This is a genomic window from uncultured Nostoc sp. (assembly GCF_937863485.1).
Lineage (GTDB): Bacteria > Cyanobacteriota > Cyanobacteriia > Cyanobacteriales > Nostocaceae > Nostoc.
This window is the reverse complement of the sequence record NZ_CALMFY010000142.1, coordinates 1-15,384: the sequence shown is the minus strand read 5'-3', so window position 1 is coordinate 15,384 and position 15,384 is coordinate 1. Positions and strand designations below refer to the sequence as shown.

At 42.6% G+C, this 15,384-nt stretch carries 13 protein-coding genes and 2 pseudogenes; 9 read left to right on the top strand and 6 right to left on the bottom strand.

The window, feature by feature from the left end; all coding sequences use genetic code 11:
• Window positions 1-54: 54 nt before the first annotated feature.
• Window positions 55-2,598 (bottom strand): NB-ARC domain-containing protein, encoded by a 2,544-nt coding sequence (locus Q0541_RS18680; RefSeq protein WP_298913364.1) that lies wholly within the window; start codon window positions 2,596-2,598, stop codon window positions 55-57.
• A 592-nt stretch (window positions 2,599-3,190) separates the two neighbouring features.
• On the opposite strand from Q0541_RS18680, the gene Q0541_RS18675 reads away from it, so the two are divergent.
• The 5 genes from Q0541_RS18675 (at window position 3,191) to Q0541_RS18655 (ending at window position 8,362) form a co-directional block, all read left to right on the top strand.
• Window positions 3,191-3,430 (top strand): hypothetical protein, encoded by a 240-nt coding sequence (locus Q0541_RS18675; RefSeq protein WP_298913361.1) that lies wholly within the window; start codon window positions 3,191-3,193, stop codon window positions 3,428-3,430.
• A gap of 115 nt (window positions 3,431-3,545) precedes the next feature.
• On the top strand, window positions 3,546-3,770 hold the full coding sequence (locus Q0541_RS18670) for a hypothetical protein (RefSeq protein WP_298913358.1): 225 nt from the start codon (window positions 3,546-3,548) through the stop codon (window positions 3,768-3,770).
• Window positions 3,771-3,873: 103 nt separating this feature from the next.
• On the top strand, window positions 3,874-4,686 hold the full coding sequence (locus Q0541_RS18665) for a PD-(D/E)XK nuclease family protein (RefSeq protein WP_298913355.1): 813 nt from the start codon (window positions 3,874-3,876) through the stop codon (window positions 4,684-4,686).
• Between the two features lie 50 nt (window positions 4,687-4,736).
• Window positions 4,737-5,378 (top strand): GNAT family N-acetyltransferase, encoded by a 642-nt coding sequence (locus tag Q0541_RS18660; RefSeq protein WP_298913352.1) that lies wholly within the window; start codon window positions 4,737-4,739, stop codon window positions 5,376-5,378.
• A gap of 506 nt (window positions 5,379-5,884) precedes the next feature.
• Entirely contained in the window at window positions 5,885-8,362 is a 2,478-nt protein-coding gene (locus tag Q0541_RS18655) for a DHH family phosphoesterase (RefSeq protein WP_298913349.1), read from the top strand.
• 77 nt (window positions 8,363-8,439) lie between these two features.
• Here Q0541_RS18655 and Q0541_RS18650 read toward each other — a convergent pair whose 3' ends face one another.
• From Q0541_RS18650 to Q0541_RS18640, 3 genes are all read right to left on the bottom strand, one after another.
• Window positions 8,440-9,078, bottom strand: a complete 639-nt coding sequence (locus Q0541_RS18650; RefSeq protein WP_298913346.1) for a pentapeptide repeat-containing protein — start codon at window positions 9,076-9,078, stop codon at window positions 8,440-8,442.
• 440 nt (window positions 9,079-9,518) lie between these two features.
• Window positions 9,519-10,190: a cadmium resistance transporter gene (locus Q0541_RS18645; protein ID WP_298913343.1), complete on the bottom strand. Its 672-nt coding sequence runs from the start codon at window positions 10,188-10,190 to the stop codon at window positions 9,519-9,521.
• A gap of 409 nt (window positions 10,191-10,599) precedes the next feature.
• On the bottom strand, window positions 10,600-11,208 hold the full coding sequence (locus tag Q0541_RS18640; RefSeq protein ID WP_298913340.1) for a TetR/AcrR family transcriptional regulator: 609 nt from the start codon (window positions 11,206-11,208) through the stop codon (window positions 10,600-10,602).
• A 110-nt stretch (window positions 11,209-11,318) separates the two neighbouring features.
• On the opposite strand from Q0541_RS18640, the gene Q0541_RS18635 reads away from it, so the two are divergent.
• Together Q0541_RS18635 and Q0541_RS18630 are read left to right on the top strand one after the other, a co-directional pair.
• Complete coding sequence (locus Q0541_RS18635) at window positions 11,319-12,083, top strand: 3-oxoacyl-ACP reductase family protein (RefSeq protein ID WP_298913337.1); 765 nt, start codon at window positions 11,319-11,321, stop codon at window positions 12,081-12,083.
• Window positions 12,084-12,139: 56 nt separating this feature from the next.
• A pseudogene (locus Q0541_RS18630) lies at window positions 12,140-12,893 on the top strand (SDR family oxidoreductase).
• Between the two features lie 7 nt (window positions 12,894-12,900).
• Here Q0541_RS18630 and Q0541_RS18620 read toward each other — a convergent pair.
• A complete protein-coding gene (locus tag Q0541_RS18620; protein ID WP_298913328.1) occupies window positions 12,901-13,089 on the bottom strand; it encodes a hypothetical protein in 189 nt (62 codons plus the stop codon).
• A 219-nt stretch (window positions 13,090-13,308) separates the two neighbouring features.
• On the opposite strand from Q0541_RS18620, the gene Q0541_RS18615 reads away from it, so the two are divergent.
• Both Q0541_RS18615 and Q0541_RS18610 read left to right on the top strand, forming a co-directional pair.
• Window positions 13,309-13,776, top strand: a complete 468-nt coding sequence (locus Q0541_RS18615) for a Crp/Fnr family transcriptional regulator (RefSeq protein ID WP_273761982.1) — start codon at window positions 13,309-13,311, stop codon at window positions 13,774-13,776.
• A 487-nt stretch (window positions 13,777-14,263) separates the two neighbouring features.
• Window positions 14,264-14,719 carry a hypothetical protein gene (locus Q0541_RS18610; RefSeq protein WP_298913319.1) on the top strand — a complete coding sequence of 152 codons (456 nt, stop codon included), beginning with the start codon at window positions 14,264-14,266 and terminating at the stop codon, window positions 14,717-14,719.
• Window positions 14,720-14,748: 29 nt separating this feature from the next.
• Here the strand turns inward: Q0541_RS18610 and Q0541_RS18605 are convergent.
• Window positions 14,749-15,384: pseudogene (locus tag Q0541_RS18605) on the bottom strand (cobyrinic acid a,c-diamide synthase); the annotation flags it as partial.

Genomic DNA, 15,384 nt, shown 5'->3' with positions numbered 1-15,384 from the left:
CATAAAAAAGGTAAAGGGGATGAAACAAAAACGTAAAGTTCACCCTTTTACCTTTTATTTTTGCTCTCCATCTTCCACAGATCCTAAAGCTTTTAGTGTTACTAACTGCGCTGCGGTTAAGCCTGTAACCCCGGTGATATTCATTCCTTCATAGGGTCTGGGCGATCGCAGTGTTTTCAAGCACTCTCCCGTTAAGACATCCCAAAGCTTAATTGTTCCATCTTGACCACCACTAGCTAAAGTCTTACCATCAGGACTAAAAGCCACAGACCAGACACCTTTAGAATGCACCTGCAAAGTGAGGCGGCATTCACCTGTGCTAAGATCCCAGAGTTTCACTGTGTCGTCTAGACTGGCACTAGCAAGAGTCTGACCATCCAGATTAAAAGCGACTGACCATATCCAATCTTTATGTCCAGGCAAAATGAGTCGGCATTCACCTGTGCTTACATCCCATAGTCGCACTGTGCGGTCTCCACTGCCACTAGCAAGAGTCTGACCATTAGGACTGAATGCAACTGACCAGACTCTACCACTGTGTCCTGTGAAAGTTTTCAGACACACACCGTTGTTGACATCCCATAACCTAACTTTTTGGTCATCACTACCAGTAACCAGTGTCCTTCCATCTGGACTGAAAGCAATGGAGGATACACAATCATCATGTTTGAGCGTTTGGTAGTATTTGCCTGTGCTAACATCCCAAAAGCGTACTGTTTTGTCGATACTACCACTAGCGAGAGTTTTACCATCTGGACTAAAGGCAACTGACCGTACCCAACCAATACGAGTATAAGTCTGACAAGCTAAAATTTGTTTACCATCTGCAACCTGCCACAAACGAATCTCACCATTAGCATCGCCTGTAGCTAAAAGTTCTCTATTATGGCTAAAGGCAACAGACAAAATACTTCCGAAGGTTTCAGTAAAAACTGATTTTGTTAAATCGGACTTAGCAAAATTTACATGATGTAAATTTATCCCCCGCAAATAAGCTTGCCAAACAGCCCGCTCAGAAAAATTATAACCAGTTAAATCTGTCTGTAATTGACACAAGATATTGAGAATGTTCCCTCCTGCATATCCTGATGTAACAAGAAATTTATTAAGCGGGTTATTAATAATTTGAAGTAGCTTGTTTTCAAGATTTTTTTGATTTCTAAAAATATTTAGCAATCTGTCTATAATTGGCTTGATAATTAAACGAATTTGAGTATCTCTAATATAATCTTTGGCACTAGCTACCATGAGAGTATGACTCCTAAAGAAAGCAATTTTACCACTGTCAATTTCTTGAGAAACCTCCTTTATCAATCGGTCTATGATGTATTCCATCACCACAGGTTGCAGGGTGAAGAGTGCAAATATTTTCTTACTTTTATCAATGAGCGATCGCCTGCGTAGTGATTCTACTGCCTCCAGTAATTCCCTTTTTCCCACCAGACGCACAATATCATCTAGCAAATCTTCTAGTGAAACGGCTTCACGCTTAATTGCTAACCAGTAGATGATTTCTTTTTCTAGATCCGATGTACGCTCGAACTGCTGATCTAGTAAATTACGGGTGTCGCCAAAAATTATCTCTCCTTGATCTAAAAAGGCAGCGATATTACCATTAAATAATTCCCGGATTGTCTCAGAGACTAGCTTTAATGCCAAAGGATTACCCGAATAATTCTTAACCAGTTTTGGCCCGTTAGTAGGTAAATCAGACAAACCTTTGTCTATAAGAATTTTTTGCCCTTCTGTTTCTCCCAATCCGTCTAGTGATAATGTTCTGACTGGTGATGCATCTCCCTCTAAAGGTGCAAATTCTTTAGGTTTTTCGCGAGAAGTTAGCACTAAGCAGCTTTTATGAGGTTCTTCTCCTACCCGTTTGAGTAGCTCACCATAACCTTCATATCCTTCTCTATAATGATGTCCGGCGCGTATGCCTTCTTCCAAAATTGTCTCTGCATTATCCAACACTACAAGACAACGGTGCTTTCGGAAACATTTAATTAGCAGCGTTATTCGCTCATCTACTGTTTTTGGCAAATCAGTTTCTTTCTCACCAGGTAAAAATCGGAGCAGGTTCGCCAATATTTCTTCGATAGGTGGAGCATTACGGAGAGTTCGCCAAATTAGGCACTCAAAATTATCCTGAACCTTGTCTGCTAGTTTCACAGACAAAGCTGTTTTGCCAATTCCTCCCATGCCTAATAGTGCTACTAATCGGCACTTATCATCAACAATCCACTTGTTGAGCGTAGACAGTTCGTCTTTTCTTCCATAGAAGACATCATGAATAGTAGGTGCTTCGCCCCAATCTTGCTTACTGTTGGCAATGGGTTCCATGGTAACTAAAGATGCGCGATACTCACTTTCAATAACTTGCTGTAACTTGGTGAGCTTACCAGGCCCACTGCCACTAACTTGGAATTTCTTATAAACCTCGCTCAATCTTTTGCGTACTGCCTCAGCGCTGATATGCAATTCTTGAGCGATCGCATTTGGCGATTTGTCTTGAACAGCATGTGATAACACCTCTAGCTCACTGCTAGACACACTCAGTTTTTGGGCTAAAGTCGAAAGAAAGCCTTCGGGAATCTCACTCATACACACATTATGACAAACTACCTACACTCCAATATTAGCTCACTAGGTGAGAAAATTATCTATCCAGATTGACACTTGAACTATTATCTGATAAAGAAAATGCGTTGTTGAGTCAGTATCTTTAAATAATTTTCTCAGTTCTACTTGACTAGGTAACTAAGTTACTTTAATATGGTTTACAAGTGAGTCAAGCCAGTCTTTTATATCACTTAGTGAGCTTAAGGTTCAATTATCCAAACTTAGTGAGTAAGAGGGAAAGGCAAAAGCTGGAACCGTTAATCGATTTTGAAAAGCCAAGCATTCAAAGTCTGTTGTCTGTAGGAACTGCATTTTAAGGGTTAATGCGCGTAGTGTGCGTTCTGCATCATCACGAGCATTGAGCACCTAAGTTTAATTTCAAAATTTTCTTTGCAATCCATTTAAAAGTTTACTTTTCCCATTTGTAAATACCCAAACCACTGTTGTTGGTATTCAAACTTGATTCAGGTTTGGTAGGACTGCTGCGTGCTTTAAAGTATTGGCTCTTTTTTTAGGACAGTCGAGCTAGCCCTAACTGCTGCTTAGATTTAACTCTCAAAACAGGACAAAAACTATGAAAATCAATCTCAAAGATGATGAAAATGTACTATTCAAGTGGTTTTGCCAGGGACTCAAGTATTTTCTGCTGACTCTGCTTGGTTTAGTGATCGCTCTTGTTTTATCTCAGGTTTTTGGCGCTATCTCAATAGTTGGGATGCTGTTATCCACAAGTCTATGGATATGGTTTGTGAAGATAGCAGTATCTCTGTTTTGTCTATTTGCGATCGCCATGATAATTGAGTCTTGGAGTTGATTCCTCACTCAATTATCAGCAGCAAGATTGCAATTTTAGGTTCGTAGTGAAGTTTAATCAACTTTCTTGGGTTAAGTGCAAGTTAGCCCAAGGCTTCCCATTAGGAAATTATATCATGTCAAACAACAGCAACGGCTCTGGGGGAGAAACGCTTTCGCCACTTTTAGTCATCTTAGTGGCAGGGTCAATCTCTTTGGCAATCGTTAACAAAGATAATCAACCAGCATATTTTGACATAGTTAAAATAGTTATGGCTTACAGCTTTGGCTCAATCAAGTCCCAAGTAAAAACTAAACATTCCAATGACCCAGATGAGACAGATGATAATAAGTTGAAATAGTGGACATGAAAACTATCTGTGAAGGCAGTGAAAAATATCTATTTTTTACAGATAGCCTGCTAAAGGTGAGTTGCAGATTATAATTTGCTTCTAAAATAGAAGAATGCTGTCAACTCACACTCAACTACTGCGACTGTCTCAAGGACAACTGAACTTACTAGAAGCTTGTCCGCGTAAATTTCAACATACCTATCTAGAACAACTCAATTCGCCCTCAAATCCAGAACAAGAAGAACGGCAAACTTTGGGTAGTCGCTTTCACTTGCTAATGCAGCAGCGAGAAATGGGTTTGCCAATTGATAGTTTCCTGCAAGCAGATGCTAAACTGCAAAGCTGGATGCTAGCTTTTGCCGATGCAGCCCCAGAAATTTTAACGGCTGCATCTGATAATCAAACTTTCCGTGAAAGTGAACACTTCCGCACTCTGCAAGTTCAGGATTATTTGCTGACGGTTGTCTATGATTTATTGATTGCAGATAACCAACAAGCGCAAATTCTCGACTGGAAAACTTATCCTAAACCACCCAATAAACGCAAGTTAGAATCCAACTGGCAAACACGGCTTTATCTGTATGTATTGGCAGAAACTAGCGACTATTTGCCAGAAAATATTTCGATGACTTACTGGTTTGTCCAATCTGAAGGCAAACCACAAAATATTAAGTTTAATTACAATACTGCTCAACATACATTAACAGCAAAGAAACTTAATCAATTATTAAGCCAGTTAACTAATTGGCTGGAAAATTACCAAAATAACCAGCAGTTTCCCCAAGTGGTGGAGGGTAGCAAAACCTGTGATTATTGTCAGTTTGCCAAACGGTGCGATCGCACACAAACTACTGAAGAAGCAGTGAAAGACTCATTGCCAAATTTTGACAGCATTCAAGAAGTCTCACTCAACCCTATACATTAGAGGATTGTAAAATCCAATAGGGGTATAAAGAAATTACAACTTCTAAATTTATGTCAAGCTTTGACGAAACTGAAGCCATTTATGTCCGTGAATTAGGAATTGATGACATTGCTCCCATTTACCACTTGGGAGAAGGGTTATTTACTAGCGATTTATATCCTTATTTATACCGCACCTGGGACGAATGGGAGGTGATTGGACTTTACAATACCGATCCCGAATATTGTCTTGTGGCTGAAACAGACGGGGAATTAGCAGGATTCATTTTGGGAACCATCATCACCAAAGCATCCTGGACTTATGGATACATTTTATGGCTGGGAGTTAGTCCGAAGTATCAGCGTCGGGGAGTTGCAGACAAGTTGGTTGATAAAGTCGTCGCCCGGATGATTGAAGATGGGGCGCGGTTTATGCTGGTAGACACTGACCCCACCAATACTTCAGCATTAAAGTTTTTTAACCGCAAAGGTTTTGGGAATACTCGCCAGCATATTTTCTTGTCAATGAATTTAAGCAAACATGAATATTATGGCAGATTAATTGATTACGAACACCAAAAAGCTGAAAGAGCAGGTTACAGGCGATCGCGTCCGGCGATTCGCGCCCGGAAACCCGATAGTGTCGCCAATGAAGTAGTCCTCAATCCCCTAGTGAATGAATCTCAAACGAACGAGGATCAATCTCCAATCTAACAAAGCTTAGGAGTTATGAGTTAGAACTCTTAATAGACCATTTATAAAATGCTCTAATTCCCTCCTTTTTAAAGCTTATCAACATTTTTTTAATCTGAGGCTTCGTTGCCATTCCGCTTCGGAATAAATTCCGAGGCTAATAACTAAAGTTCTCTTAAGATAACTAAATACAGGATTTTCAGCTATGTAGAGGACTATCATATGTAAAAGGCAAATTTTAGTCCACTTGAGTTGACTTTAACTATCAGCCTAGAACTTCAATTCTGGGCGGTATATCAGTCAGCCCCACTATATGAGGAACGAACCGCAAAGGGCGCAAAGGACACAAAGAAAGAAAGAAAGAAAGAAAGAAAGAAAATTTGTCTCAGGTTAACAAATAAAGGGCATAACACACCCTACTTAATATTTTGTTTATCAATAGCCTCTAACTTTTTAGTTTCCAACTTCTGTACAGATGCGATTAATCGCGTCTCTACTCCTCACTCCTAACTCCTAACTTTCTTTATATGCCAGAACAACAGCAGTGGATTATAGCAGCGACCGAACAACCCCCAGAGTGGTTTATCCAAGCGGTGAAACAGCATACACCCCTATCAAGTGGAATATATGCAGCGCAATTATTGTGGCAACGGGGAATTAAAGATGATCAACAATTAACAGCTTTTATCAACCATAAAGCTTATCAACCAGCCAGTCCGTTTGAGTTTGGGCAAGAAATGCACCTAGCGATCGCCCGGTTGCAACAAGCATATAACGCCAGAGAAAAAATTGCCATCTGGGGAGACTTCGATGCTGATGGGATTACCGCCACATCTGTACTTTGGGATGGATTGGGGGAATTTTTTAAACAAAATACTCAGTTAATTTACTACATTCCCAATCGCCTGAAAGAATCCCACGGACTCAATAATCAAGGGATTGATAACTTAGCAAAACAAGGTTGCAAATTAATTGTTACTTGCGACACAGGTAGCACAAATATTGATGAAATTATCTATGCCAAACAACTAGGTATAGATGTAATAGTTACAGACCATCACACCTTACCCGCCGAACGCCCACCCGTTGCAGCAATTATCAATCCCCGTTATTTGCCAAGGGAACATCAGCTGTTTAATCTTTCTGGGGTAGCGGTAGCTTATAAGTTGGTGGAAGCACTATATCAAACTCTGCCTAATATTGCAAAACATCCTTTAGAGGATTTATTAGATTTAGTAGCAGTAGGATTAATTGCCGACTTAGTGCAGTTAAGTGGAGATTGTCGTTATTTGGCACAGATGGGAATTCAACGACTGCAAGCAGATTTTCAGCAGCCAGCTACAGCGCGTCGGCGTCCGGGGGTGGGGCGATTATTAGAATTGTGTCAGAAAAATGGCGATCGCCCCACAGATATTTCCTTTGGTTTGGGCCCAAGAATTAACGCTGTCAGCCGCATCCAAGGTGATGCCAGTTTTTGCGTTGAATTATTAACTAGTCGCGATGCCAAACGTTGTAACGAACTAGCCGAAGTTACAGAACTCGCAAACAGCCGTCGCAAATCTTTACAAAAAGATGTACAAGCGCAAGTAGCACAAAAACTTACTCAATTAGACTTATCAACCACCAGCGTCATAGTCCTAGAAGATGCCCAATGGCCTGCGGGTGTGTTGGGCTTAGTTGCTGGACAGGTAGCACAAGAAACAGGTCGCCCGACTATTTTATTAAGTACGGAAGCAGCAGGGGAAGCAGGGGAAGCAGGGGGAGAAATTACTCCTTTATCTTCTAACTCAGAACTCAGAATTCAGCACCCAGCACTCGCATTAGCCCGTGGTTCTGCTCGTTCGGTGAATTCCGTCGATTTATACCAACTAGTGAAAGACCAAGCACATTTGTTACATCGCTTTGGGGGACATCCCTTTGCAGCAGGTTTGAGTTTGTTAGTGGAGAATATTCCTTTATTTACAGCGGCGATTAATCAGCAGTTGCGGCAATCTTTAGGTAGTACAACCCTAACGCCTACCATGCAAGCAGACTTGACGGTAACAGTAGCAGACTTGGGGAAAGAGTTATTTTTGGAAATGAAACTACTAGAACCTTGTGGAATGGGCAACCCTGTTCCGAAATTGCTAATTCAGAACTGCTGGTTTGAAAATGCTTGGCATCGCAATCAGCAGGATTGGCAAGGGAAAAAGGTACAGTACATTAAAACCGAGTTTGACATTCGGGATCATTCCAGCAGAAGTGCTTTTCCTGGTATATGGTGGGGACACTACAAAGATGAATTACCCACAGGAAGGTGTGATTGCATAGCCGAACTGGACTACAACACCTTCAAAAAACGTTATGAAATCAGATTAATTGCCGTGCGTCCCAGTGTTAACTCAGCACTCAATGCTCGGAATGGGCTAAACGCCCCGCTATCGCTAACACCACTCATCTTAGACTTACGGAATCAGGAACACTCAGGAATCAGGACTCAGGACGGGCTAAACGCCCTGCTACCGCTAACAGCACTGATTATCGAAGATTGTCCCACTAATTGGGATAATTTACGCACATGGTTGCGGCGATGTCTAATAACAAGCCGCTCTGCGTCTGTGCTTGACAATCAGCAACAATTAGCGATCGCTTGGTCTAAACCCAACCACCAACCACCCAATCAAATTTGGCTGACTCTTGTAGGAATTGCCAAATATCTCAGTCGTACAAATCAACTAGTTACCCGCGTCCAACTTTTAGAGAAAATCGGCATCAGCAACCAAACCTTACTTGTAGGAATCAAAGCTTTAAAATCTTTAGGGTTCACAGTCAAAGGACAAGACCCTTATTTACAAATTAGCTGGCATCCAACCGATAGTGCAGAAAGCTTTGCTGATGCAGCAGTTGAACGATTTTTAGCCGCTGTCCGAGAAGAACAATTTCAGCAACAGTATTTTGCCGAAGTGCCTTTATCTACTATTGTTGCGATCGCAAGCTCTGACAATTACATGAGTACAACCCCTTAAAAATTAAAGCCTGTATTCATTACTGAATCAGGCTTTTGAGGTTTTTTAGTAAATTTGCCCAAAGAACTTCAGTTTAATTACTGAATAGTGAATCCTTCTGGTCTGATAGCATCTTCCAAATCAACCCCCATCAGGTTAACCCCCTGCATGTTTGCATTTGTCAGATTTGTCTTTTCCAAGTCTGCGCCCTGTAGGTTAGCCGCTTGTAGGTTTGCTCCCAGCAGGTTGGCTTTTTCTAGGTCTGCATCAAATAAGTTTGCTCCCAACAGGTTTGCTCCCAAAAGGTTTACCTTGCCTAAATCTGCTCCTTGAAAATTAGCCCCTTGTAAGTTTGTTTGCTGCAAGTTAGCCCTTTCTAAGTCTGCATTTTGTAAGTTAGCACCCTCCAAGTTTGCCGCTTGCAGATTTACATCCTTTAGCATTGCTCCAGTTAGGTTACACCCGACACATTCATTGGTTTGTAATAAACGTCTAACGTTTTCTGCTACAGACACTATTGGCAAAGCAACCGGAGATATTACTGGGGAAGTTACAGAGTCCATTGGCGATGTAACCGGAGGCATTACTGGACCTAGTTTAGATCCCGTAGGTATGGATGGTGTTAGTGTTAAAGCTCTAACGCTGGGTTGGTCAAGCAGAGAAAATCCTGCTATAAGTACCAGAAATACTGCTGTTACGATCCACTGAGTTAATTTTTTTGGATTTGGTTTATTCATTAGTTCCTTCCGATGATGATTCGTAGTGGTGAGCTTGCTTTTATAAGAGCGATCAATAATCTGCTTTCTTCTCACTTTAGATAAATGGATTGATAACATCAAATATTATTCTGATTCAAATTGATAAATTCAAGTGATTAAAAAATCTTTTGGGATGGGAAACGATAAGCTGATTTTTCGGTTAGATGAGGGACATAGCATCCATCAATAATTTTCAGTGGCTCATTGCATAGACGCGTGGTAGCTTGTCGTCAGACATCGTATCCCCAGGTAACAAGTTTTCAGATTAGGTGCGACGCCGATAGCGAGTATTGGAGCGTCATAGCCCGCACAACTCTTGGAGACGCTCTTGCTAGCTTGCTTCCCCGTAAGGGTACGACAAGCTCAGTGACCATCGTAGACATCGTGCAAAGCGCCCACTGTAGGCGATCGCCTCACGCCTAATTGGAAAGCATTGCCAGACTAGGTAAAAGTCGATATGATTCACTTTTAATTAAGATAGAGAGTCCCAAGTAAATTAAGACAAATGGGAAGACTTTTCGACCATAGCGAGTTAAAACCGGAGTCATCAGAGGATTACGAGTCAGGTTGTAAGAGAGTAAGCACCACACCCCAACACTCAAGTAGCAAGTACACAGAATTACACCTAAACTTGGAAGATTGCTACTGGCAAACAAGGGTACATAGATCCCAATGTTGTTTCCTCCATTGGCAATGGTGACAGCGGAAACGCGGTAAGTTTGAGGATCGCGGATGGTTGCCAATAGTGATTTCTTCTGCCGTCCAGATTTGGCAGGAGTTAAGTCAACTGATACCGCTTGCACTGTCTCTGTTTCGTCATCTCGACTGATGAGATTACTGATACCAATGGCGATGGGAAGCAAACCTAGCAAACCAATCCAGGTGCTTGGAATAATCAAACCGCCGAAGAAACCAGGGAGACTAGCACATACTAAAGTAGTGAATCCCAGAAATTCACCGAGAACAATATGCTTAGGACGAAAGCTGCGATTGACTTTTCCGAAGAAAGCTGTCAAGTATAAATTGTCATCAAAGGTGGTTGCAAAAGCAGCAGAGATTCCAATAAAAAATGTACTAATTAGCCAACTCATAATTTTTGCTCACGATAATTCAATGCTGTTTGTCTTAGTCCTTCTCTGCTTCTGGCAATGAGGGCAGTTCAGGAGATTTTGTGACTGTTTTACCTAAGGACAACCGATCTTCGCTAGTCATCAGCCAGTTCCCCAGTTTTTAGAGGCGATTGCCTCCAATCAAATTGGTGTTTTTTTCCTCAGCAAGGTACCTTGGGAGCTCATGAAGTCAATATTATGGCTTTCATCCAAATAAGAGCAAATACTCTTGTTTTTTAAAATGATAAATAAAAGTGATTAATAACTTTAGGGACTACAAAAAAAATAAATGACCCAAAAATGATTAAATAAAGCTGCATAGCCTAGATAAGAATGATAATCAGAGAAAAAGTGGAGGAAGCAGTCCCCAAGGGGATTATTTGGTAGTCCCTTATATTCGACAGGCTCGCAATGCCGTCTGAACAACCTCTAGGAGTTGGGCGCGACTGGCTCCACTCGCTGCTTGAACGGACATCCCAAAGTTGACAGTTACGACAAAACGAGCAAGGGTAGCAGGATCAATATCAGACGGCAAGTCACCTTCTGATAAAGCACGCTCGAAGCGATCGCGTATTGCAATCTCGCCTAAGACTCGGCGTTCTGCCAATTCTTGATGGAGCGGATCGTCCGGATCTCGACATGAAAGCATACTCAGTGCAAAGAGACATTTTGAGGGATTGCACGGATTAGTCAGTAAGTCAACAACACCATACATCATCCGCTCGATGACTCTACGTGCAGTTGGCTCCTCAAGTGCCTCACGAAGGTAGGCTGTTTGCCTATCACTATAGCGATCAAGCACCTTGCGGAATAAAGTTTCCTTGTTGCCAAAGGTAGCATAGAGGCTCGGACGGTTAATGCCCATCGCCTCTGTTAGATCCGTAAGGGATGTTCCCAGATAGCCCTTGCGCCAGAACATCTGCAAAGCTTGCTCTAAAGCTTCGTCAATATCAAAAGCGCGAGGACGTCCCTGTACTTTATGAGACTTTCTCGTTTCCATACCTTTGAGTATAAAACTTCCTTGACAGCAAGATTTAATCAGGGGATACTTTTTGTACCGATTGGTAAATAAATCTTGATTGGCAACTATTATGCCCAGTAGAGCAAATTATGGGAAAAACACTCGCAGGAAAAGTTGCATTAGTTACGGGCGGTTCACGCGGTCTAGGAGCAGCGATCGCTAAACGTCTCGCCCACGATGGCGCAGCAGTCGCCCTCACCTACACTAGTTCACCCCAAAAAGCCGACGAGGTGGTGCTTGCGATCGAAGCGGCAGGTGGAAAAGCCTTGGCACTTGCCGCTGACAGTGCCAATGTTGAAGCGGTGAAACACGCCGTCGCCGAGACAGTCAACACCTTAGGTCGCCTCGACATCCTCGTAAACAACGCCGGAGTTATCGCTGTTGGTTTAATCGACCAGTTCTCGATAGATGAGTTTGACCGACTCGTCGCGGTGAACATCAAGGGCGTTTTCGTGGCAACTCAGGAGGCGATTCGCCATCTGGGTGAGGGTGGACGGATCATCATGATTGGCAGCGTCAGCAGTGATTCCACCCCTTTTGCTGGGATCTCGGTCTATGCGTTGACTAAGGGAGCGATGCCTACGGCGGGCTGCGCCAACGCCAGCTTTACCCGCGGTCTCGCCCGTGATCTTGCACCTCGCGGCATCACCGTCAACAACATTCAACCTGGCCCGATTGAGACCGATATGAACCCGGCAGAAGGGGACTTTGCCGATGGGCTGAAAAAGATAATTGCCCTCGGTCGCTACGGACAGAGCGATGAGGTTGCTGGCTTGGTTTCCTATCTTGCCAGTCCTGAAGCCGCCTTTGTCACTGGTGCCAACCTAAAGATTGATGGTGGCTTTACAGCTTGAACGATATGTAATCTAGACTTACTAGTCTCTAAACCTGATTCAAAAAAAACATCACTATGTCACAGAAGCTTTCAGAAAAAATTGCGCTGATTACAGGTGGCACCAGCGGCATCGGTCTTGCTACTGCCAAGCGATTCGTCGCCGAAGGTGCATATGTCTTCATCACGGGTCGTCGTCAAAGTGAACTTGATGCCGCCGTCAAAGAGATCGGTAAAAACGTCATGGGCGTTCAGAGCGATGCCTCAAATCTAGCAGACCTTGATCGCCTTTACACCACGATTGAGCAAGAGAAAGGTCGCCTTGATATCATCTTCGCCAATGCTGGAGGTGGGGAACTTGTCCCGCTCGGATCGATTACCGAAGAACACTTTGACAAAACCTTCAACACCAATGTCAAAGGTCTGCTTTTCACTGTGCAGAAGGCATTGCCTTTGTTGCCAGAGGGGGCTTCGATTATTCTCAATGCTTCGGCTACTTCTATCAAGGGCACCCCAGCGTTCAGCGTTTACAGCGCCACCAAAGCCGCCGTGCGATCGTTTGCCCGGAACTGGACACTCGACCTCAAAGAGCGCAAGATTCGTGTCAATGCCATCAGCCCTGGTGTCGTGCCTACTGCTGGCTACAATCTCCTGGGACTGAGCGAGGAGCAGGTGCAGGGTATTTATAGCAAGTCAGGCTGACAATATCCCCCTTGGGCGGGTGGGCACGCCAGACGAGATTGCTAAAGCTGTCGTTTTTCTTGCATCCGATGACAGCAGCTTTGTCAACGGCATCGAACTCTTTGTTGATGGAGGCACGGCGCAGATTTGAAGCCCGCTTAATGCTGATGCCTGGGACGAGCAACTGGTCTTCTTAGCAGACAATGGTTATCGCGCGATCGCCCATGACCGTCGCGGACATGGGCGGTCAAGCCAGCCCTGGAACCAGCAATGAAATGGATAGGTACGCCGACGATCTCGCGGCGCTCATTGAGACACTGGATCTCGAAGATATACGGGACTGACAAAAAATAAATTATCCAAAATTATTTGTACATTTGTAGGGGATCTTGTCCTTGCGCCCCGGAGATGGGATGTTTTTTTAACTGGAAGTCCCTACTAAGTGGATTTCTGTCGGTTAAGCCTGGGATATTCTTGGCAGCTAGTGCTAAACATCGGTTAATATGACTAATCTCGTGGCTTCAGTTTGAAAATGTATAGTAATGTTGGATGTTTAACTTGTAATTATGCTAACCAGTGTTGACCGTTTATTATTTGTCCGGCGAGTCCCAATTTTTAAGGAATTGCGGGATGATTTTATAGTGCGGCTCACTTCAGTGATGAACGAACTGTCATTTCCAGCTAATTACACCATCTTTCGCCAAGGAGAAGAAGGGCGATCGCTCTATATTGTCGTATCAGGTCGAGTTAAAGTTCACATTGGGAATAAACAACTTGCAGAGGTGGAACAGGGAAAATACTTTGGTGAGATGGCAGTATTTGATACTCAACCTCGTTCCGCCACCGCAACTACTCTGGAACCTTGCGAATTTTTAGAACTGACGCAAGAACAACTTTATGATGCGATCGAAGAAACTCCCGAAATTGCGGTGAATATCATTCGTGAGTTATCCCGTCTGATTCGCAGATTGAATGACGATATGAATGTAACGAATTCCCCACGGACAAATCCAGGGGCTTTTAGCAGAGAGTGAGAAATAGCGGTTTGGTTCCTGTGCAGGTTCCAAAACACTACTAAGTAGAGTTTCACGTAAAAGCGTAGCGTTTTTAATGTAACGGAACGCATTAACAGTTAAAGGGAGTGCATTGGTATTGCATCTTGGATTGACTGCGACGTTCACATGAGTGTGGATGGTTAACTGTGGCACTTGCTACCACAAGCTTTAGTTAAGCCTTAACTGAACTGTATTGAGATATAGTCGAGACTATGATTTTTCTTAGATATTTATTAGTCTCGGCGTTTTTTTGTGACTTTTTTGCTGATTCTCCATAAATCTTCGTCATCATCATACCTGCCCAATTTCTTAAATTCATATTTAGCAAGCCTTTTGCCCTTTTATAAGTGTCGAACTCAGGTTAATTTATAGCAACTTATTAAGAATATTATTGACAGAACACCTTATTGGGGTAGGATTACAGTCGTTTCTATCAACACTTTTAGCAGATGGATGTGAAATCAAGATGAATACTACTCAAGAACAAGCGACAACTTCTTGTTATGAGAGGCTAGAACGTTCTAAACCTATAGAAACTCCAGACTTATTCAGCAAATTCAATAAATGGAATGATAGATGTATCTTCAGCAATATACTTGATAGAAGTCAAGAACATTTTGTTTTAGATGACATGAAATTGATCCTAATCAAGTTCGCTGATAACCAATTTAAAGCAACCTTGTCCTATTACATTACTTCCAAAGGTTGGAGAACAGGAACAACCCAAATGCCGGGAATACGGATAGTTCTAAAGAGTTGTAAGGGAATCGGTTTTGCCAACTGGTCTATTGATGATATTCAGGTAAGTTGTAGAGATAATCATCAGTATCGAGAACATCAGACAATTTTCAATCTTTATACTTTTGAAAACCTTTTTAAAGCTGAAAGAGATATTAATAATGGTATTGTTTACAAATGTTAGCAAATTTATTGCTAGTTGGCGTAAAAGTACTAACTTTTACATTGCTTAATAAACCGTTGTGGTATCTCTCCACTTTCTCCCCAATGGAGATGAACATAAGAAGCATGAACATTTGTCGGTAAACCCCATCCCTCGCATCCCATATTTTCGTCACAATCGTAACGAGAAGTTTCAAATAGGGGCTGAGTGGGAGTTAAAGTTAAACGGGAACGATGAAACTCATGTCCGTAAACAGTTGTACCTACCTTCACTAAAAGATTATCTTGCAAAGCTACTGCACGACGATATCCCAAAGTTAAACGTCCACCCATCACAGCAGATGTGGGTAAAACTCCCGCCATCGACCAAGACTTACCCTCAAAATCGATAATTTGCTCACATAAATACATCAATCCTCCACATTCAGCAACTGTAGGCATTCCTTTCAAAATTGCTGTTTTCACTGCATCACGAACGCTGATATTTTCTGCTAATTGCTGGGCAAAAACTTCTGGGAAACCACCCCCAAAATACATTCCCTGCACATCTTTTGGTATTGCAGCATCTTCTAAGGGACTCCAGAAAACCAATTCTGCACCAAGGTTTTGCAGCAAATCGAGATTGTCTTGGTAATAGAAATTAAAAGCGCGATCGCGGGCTACTGCAATCCTGATAGAGGAGGGGGG

What these genes read in the sequence shown, in the direction of transcription:
- Q0541_RS18680 (WP_298913364.1), bottom strand. Translation starts at nt 2,598, where the DNA reads ATGAGTGAGATTCCCGAAGGCTTTCTTTCGACTTTAGCCCAAAAACTG.
- Q0541_RS18675 (WP_298913361.1), top strand. Translation starts at nt 3,191, where the DNA reads ATGAAAATCAATCTCAAAGATGATGAAAATGTACTATTCAAGTGGTTT.
- Q0541_RS18670 (WP_298913358.1), top strand. Translation starts at nt 3,546, where the DNA reads ATGTCAAACAACAGCAACGGCTCTGGGGGAGAAACGCTTTCGCCACTT.
- Q0541_RS18665 (WP_298913355.1), top strand. Translation starts at nt 3,874, where the DNA reads ATGCTGTCAACTCACACTCAACTACTGCGACTGTCTCAAGGACAACTG.
- Q0541_RS18660 (WP_298913352.1), top strand. Translation starts at nt 4,737, where the DNA reads ATGTCAAGCTTTGACGAAACTGAAGCCATTTATGTCCGTGAATTAGGA.
- Q0541_RS18655 (WP_298913349.1), top strand. Translation starts at nt 5,885, where the DNA reads ATGCCAGAACAACAGCAGTGGATTATAGCAGCGACCGAACAACCCCCA.
- Q0541_RS18650 (WP_298913346.1), bottom strand. Translation starts at nt 9,078, where the DNA reads ATGAATAAACCAAATCCAAAAAAATTAACTCAGTGGATCGTAACAGCA.
- Q0541_RS18645 (WP_298913343.1), bottom strand. Translation starts at nt 10,190, where the DNA reads ATGAGTTGGCTAATTAGTACATTTTTTATTGGAATCTCTGCTGCTTTT.
- Q0541_RS18640 (WP_298913340.1), bottom strand. Translation starts at nt 11,208, where the DNA reads ATGGAAACGAGAAAGTCTCATAAAGTACAGGGACGTCCTCGCGCTTTT.
- Q0541_RS18635 (WP_298913337.1), top strand. Translation starts at nt 11,319, where the DNA reads ATGGGAAAAACACTCGCAGGAAAAGTTGCATTAGTTACGGGCGGTTCA.
- Q0541_RS18615 (WP_273761982.1), top strand. Translation starts at nt 13,309, where the DNA reads ATGCTAACCAGTGTTGACCGTTTATTATTTGTCCGGCGAGTCCCAATT.
- Q0541_RS18610 (WP_298913319.1), top strand. Translation starts at nt 14,264, where the DNA reads ATGAATACTACTCAAGAACAAGCGACAACTTCTTGTTATGAGAGGCTA.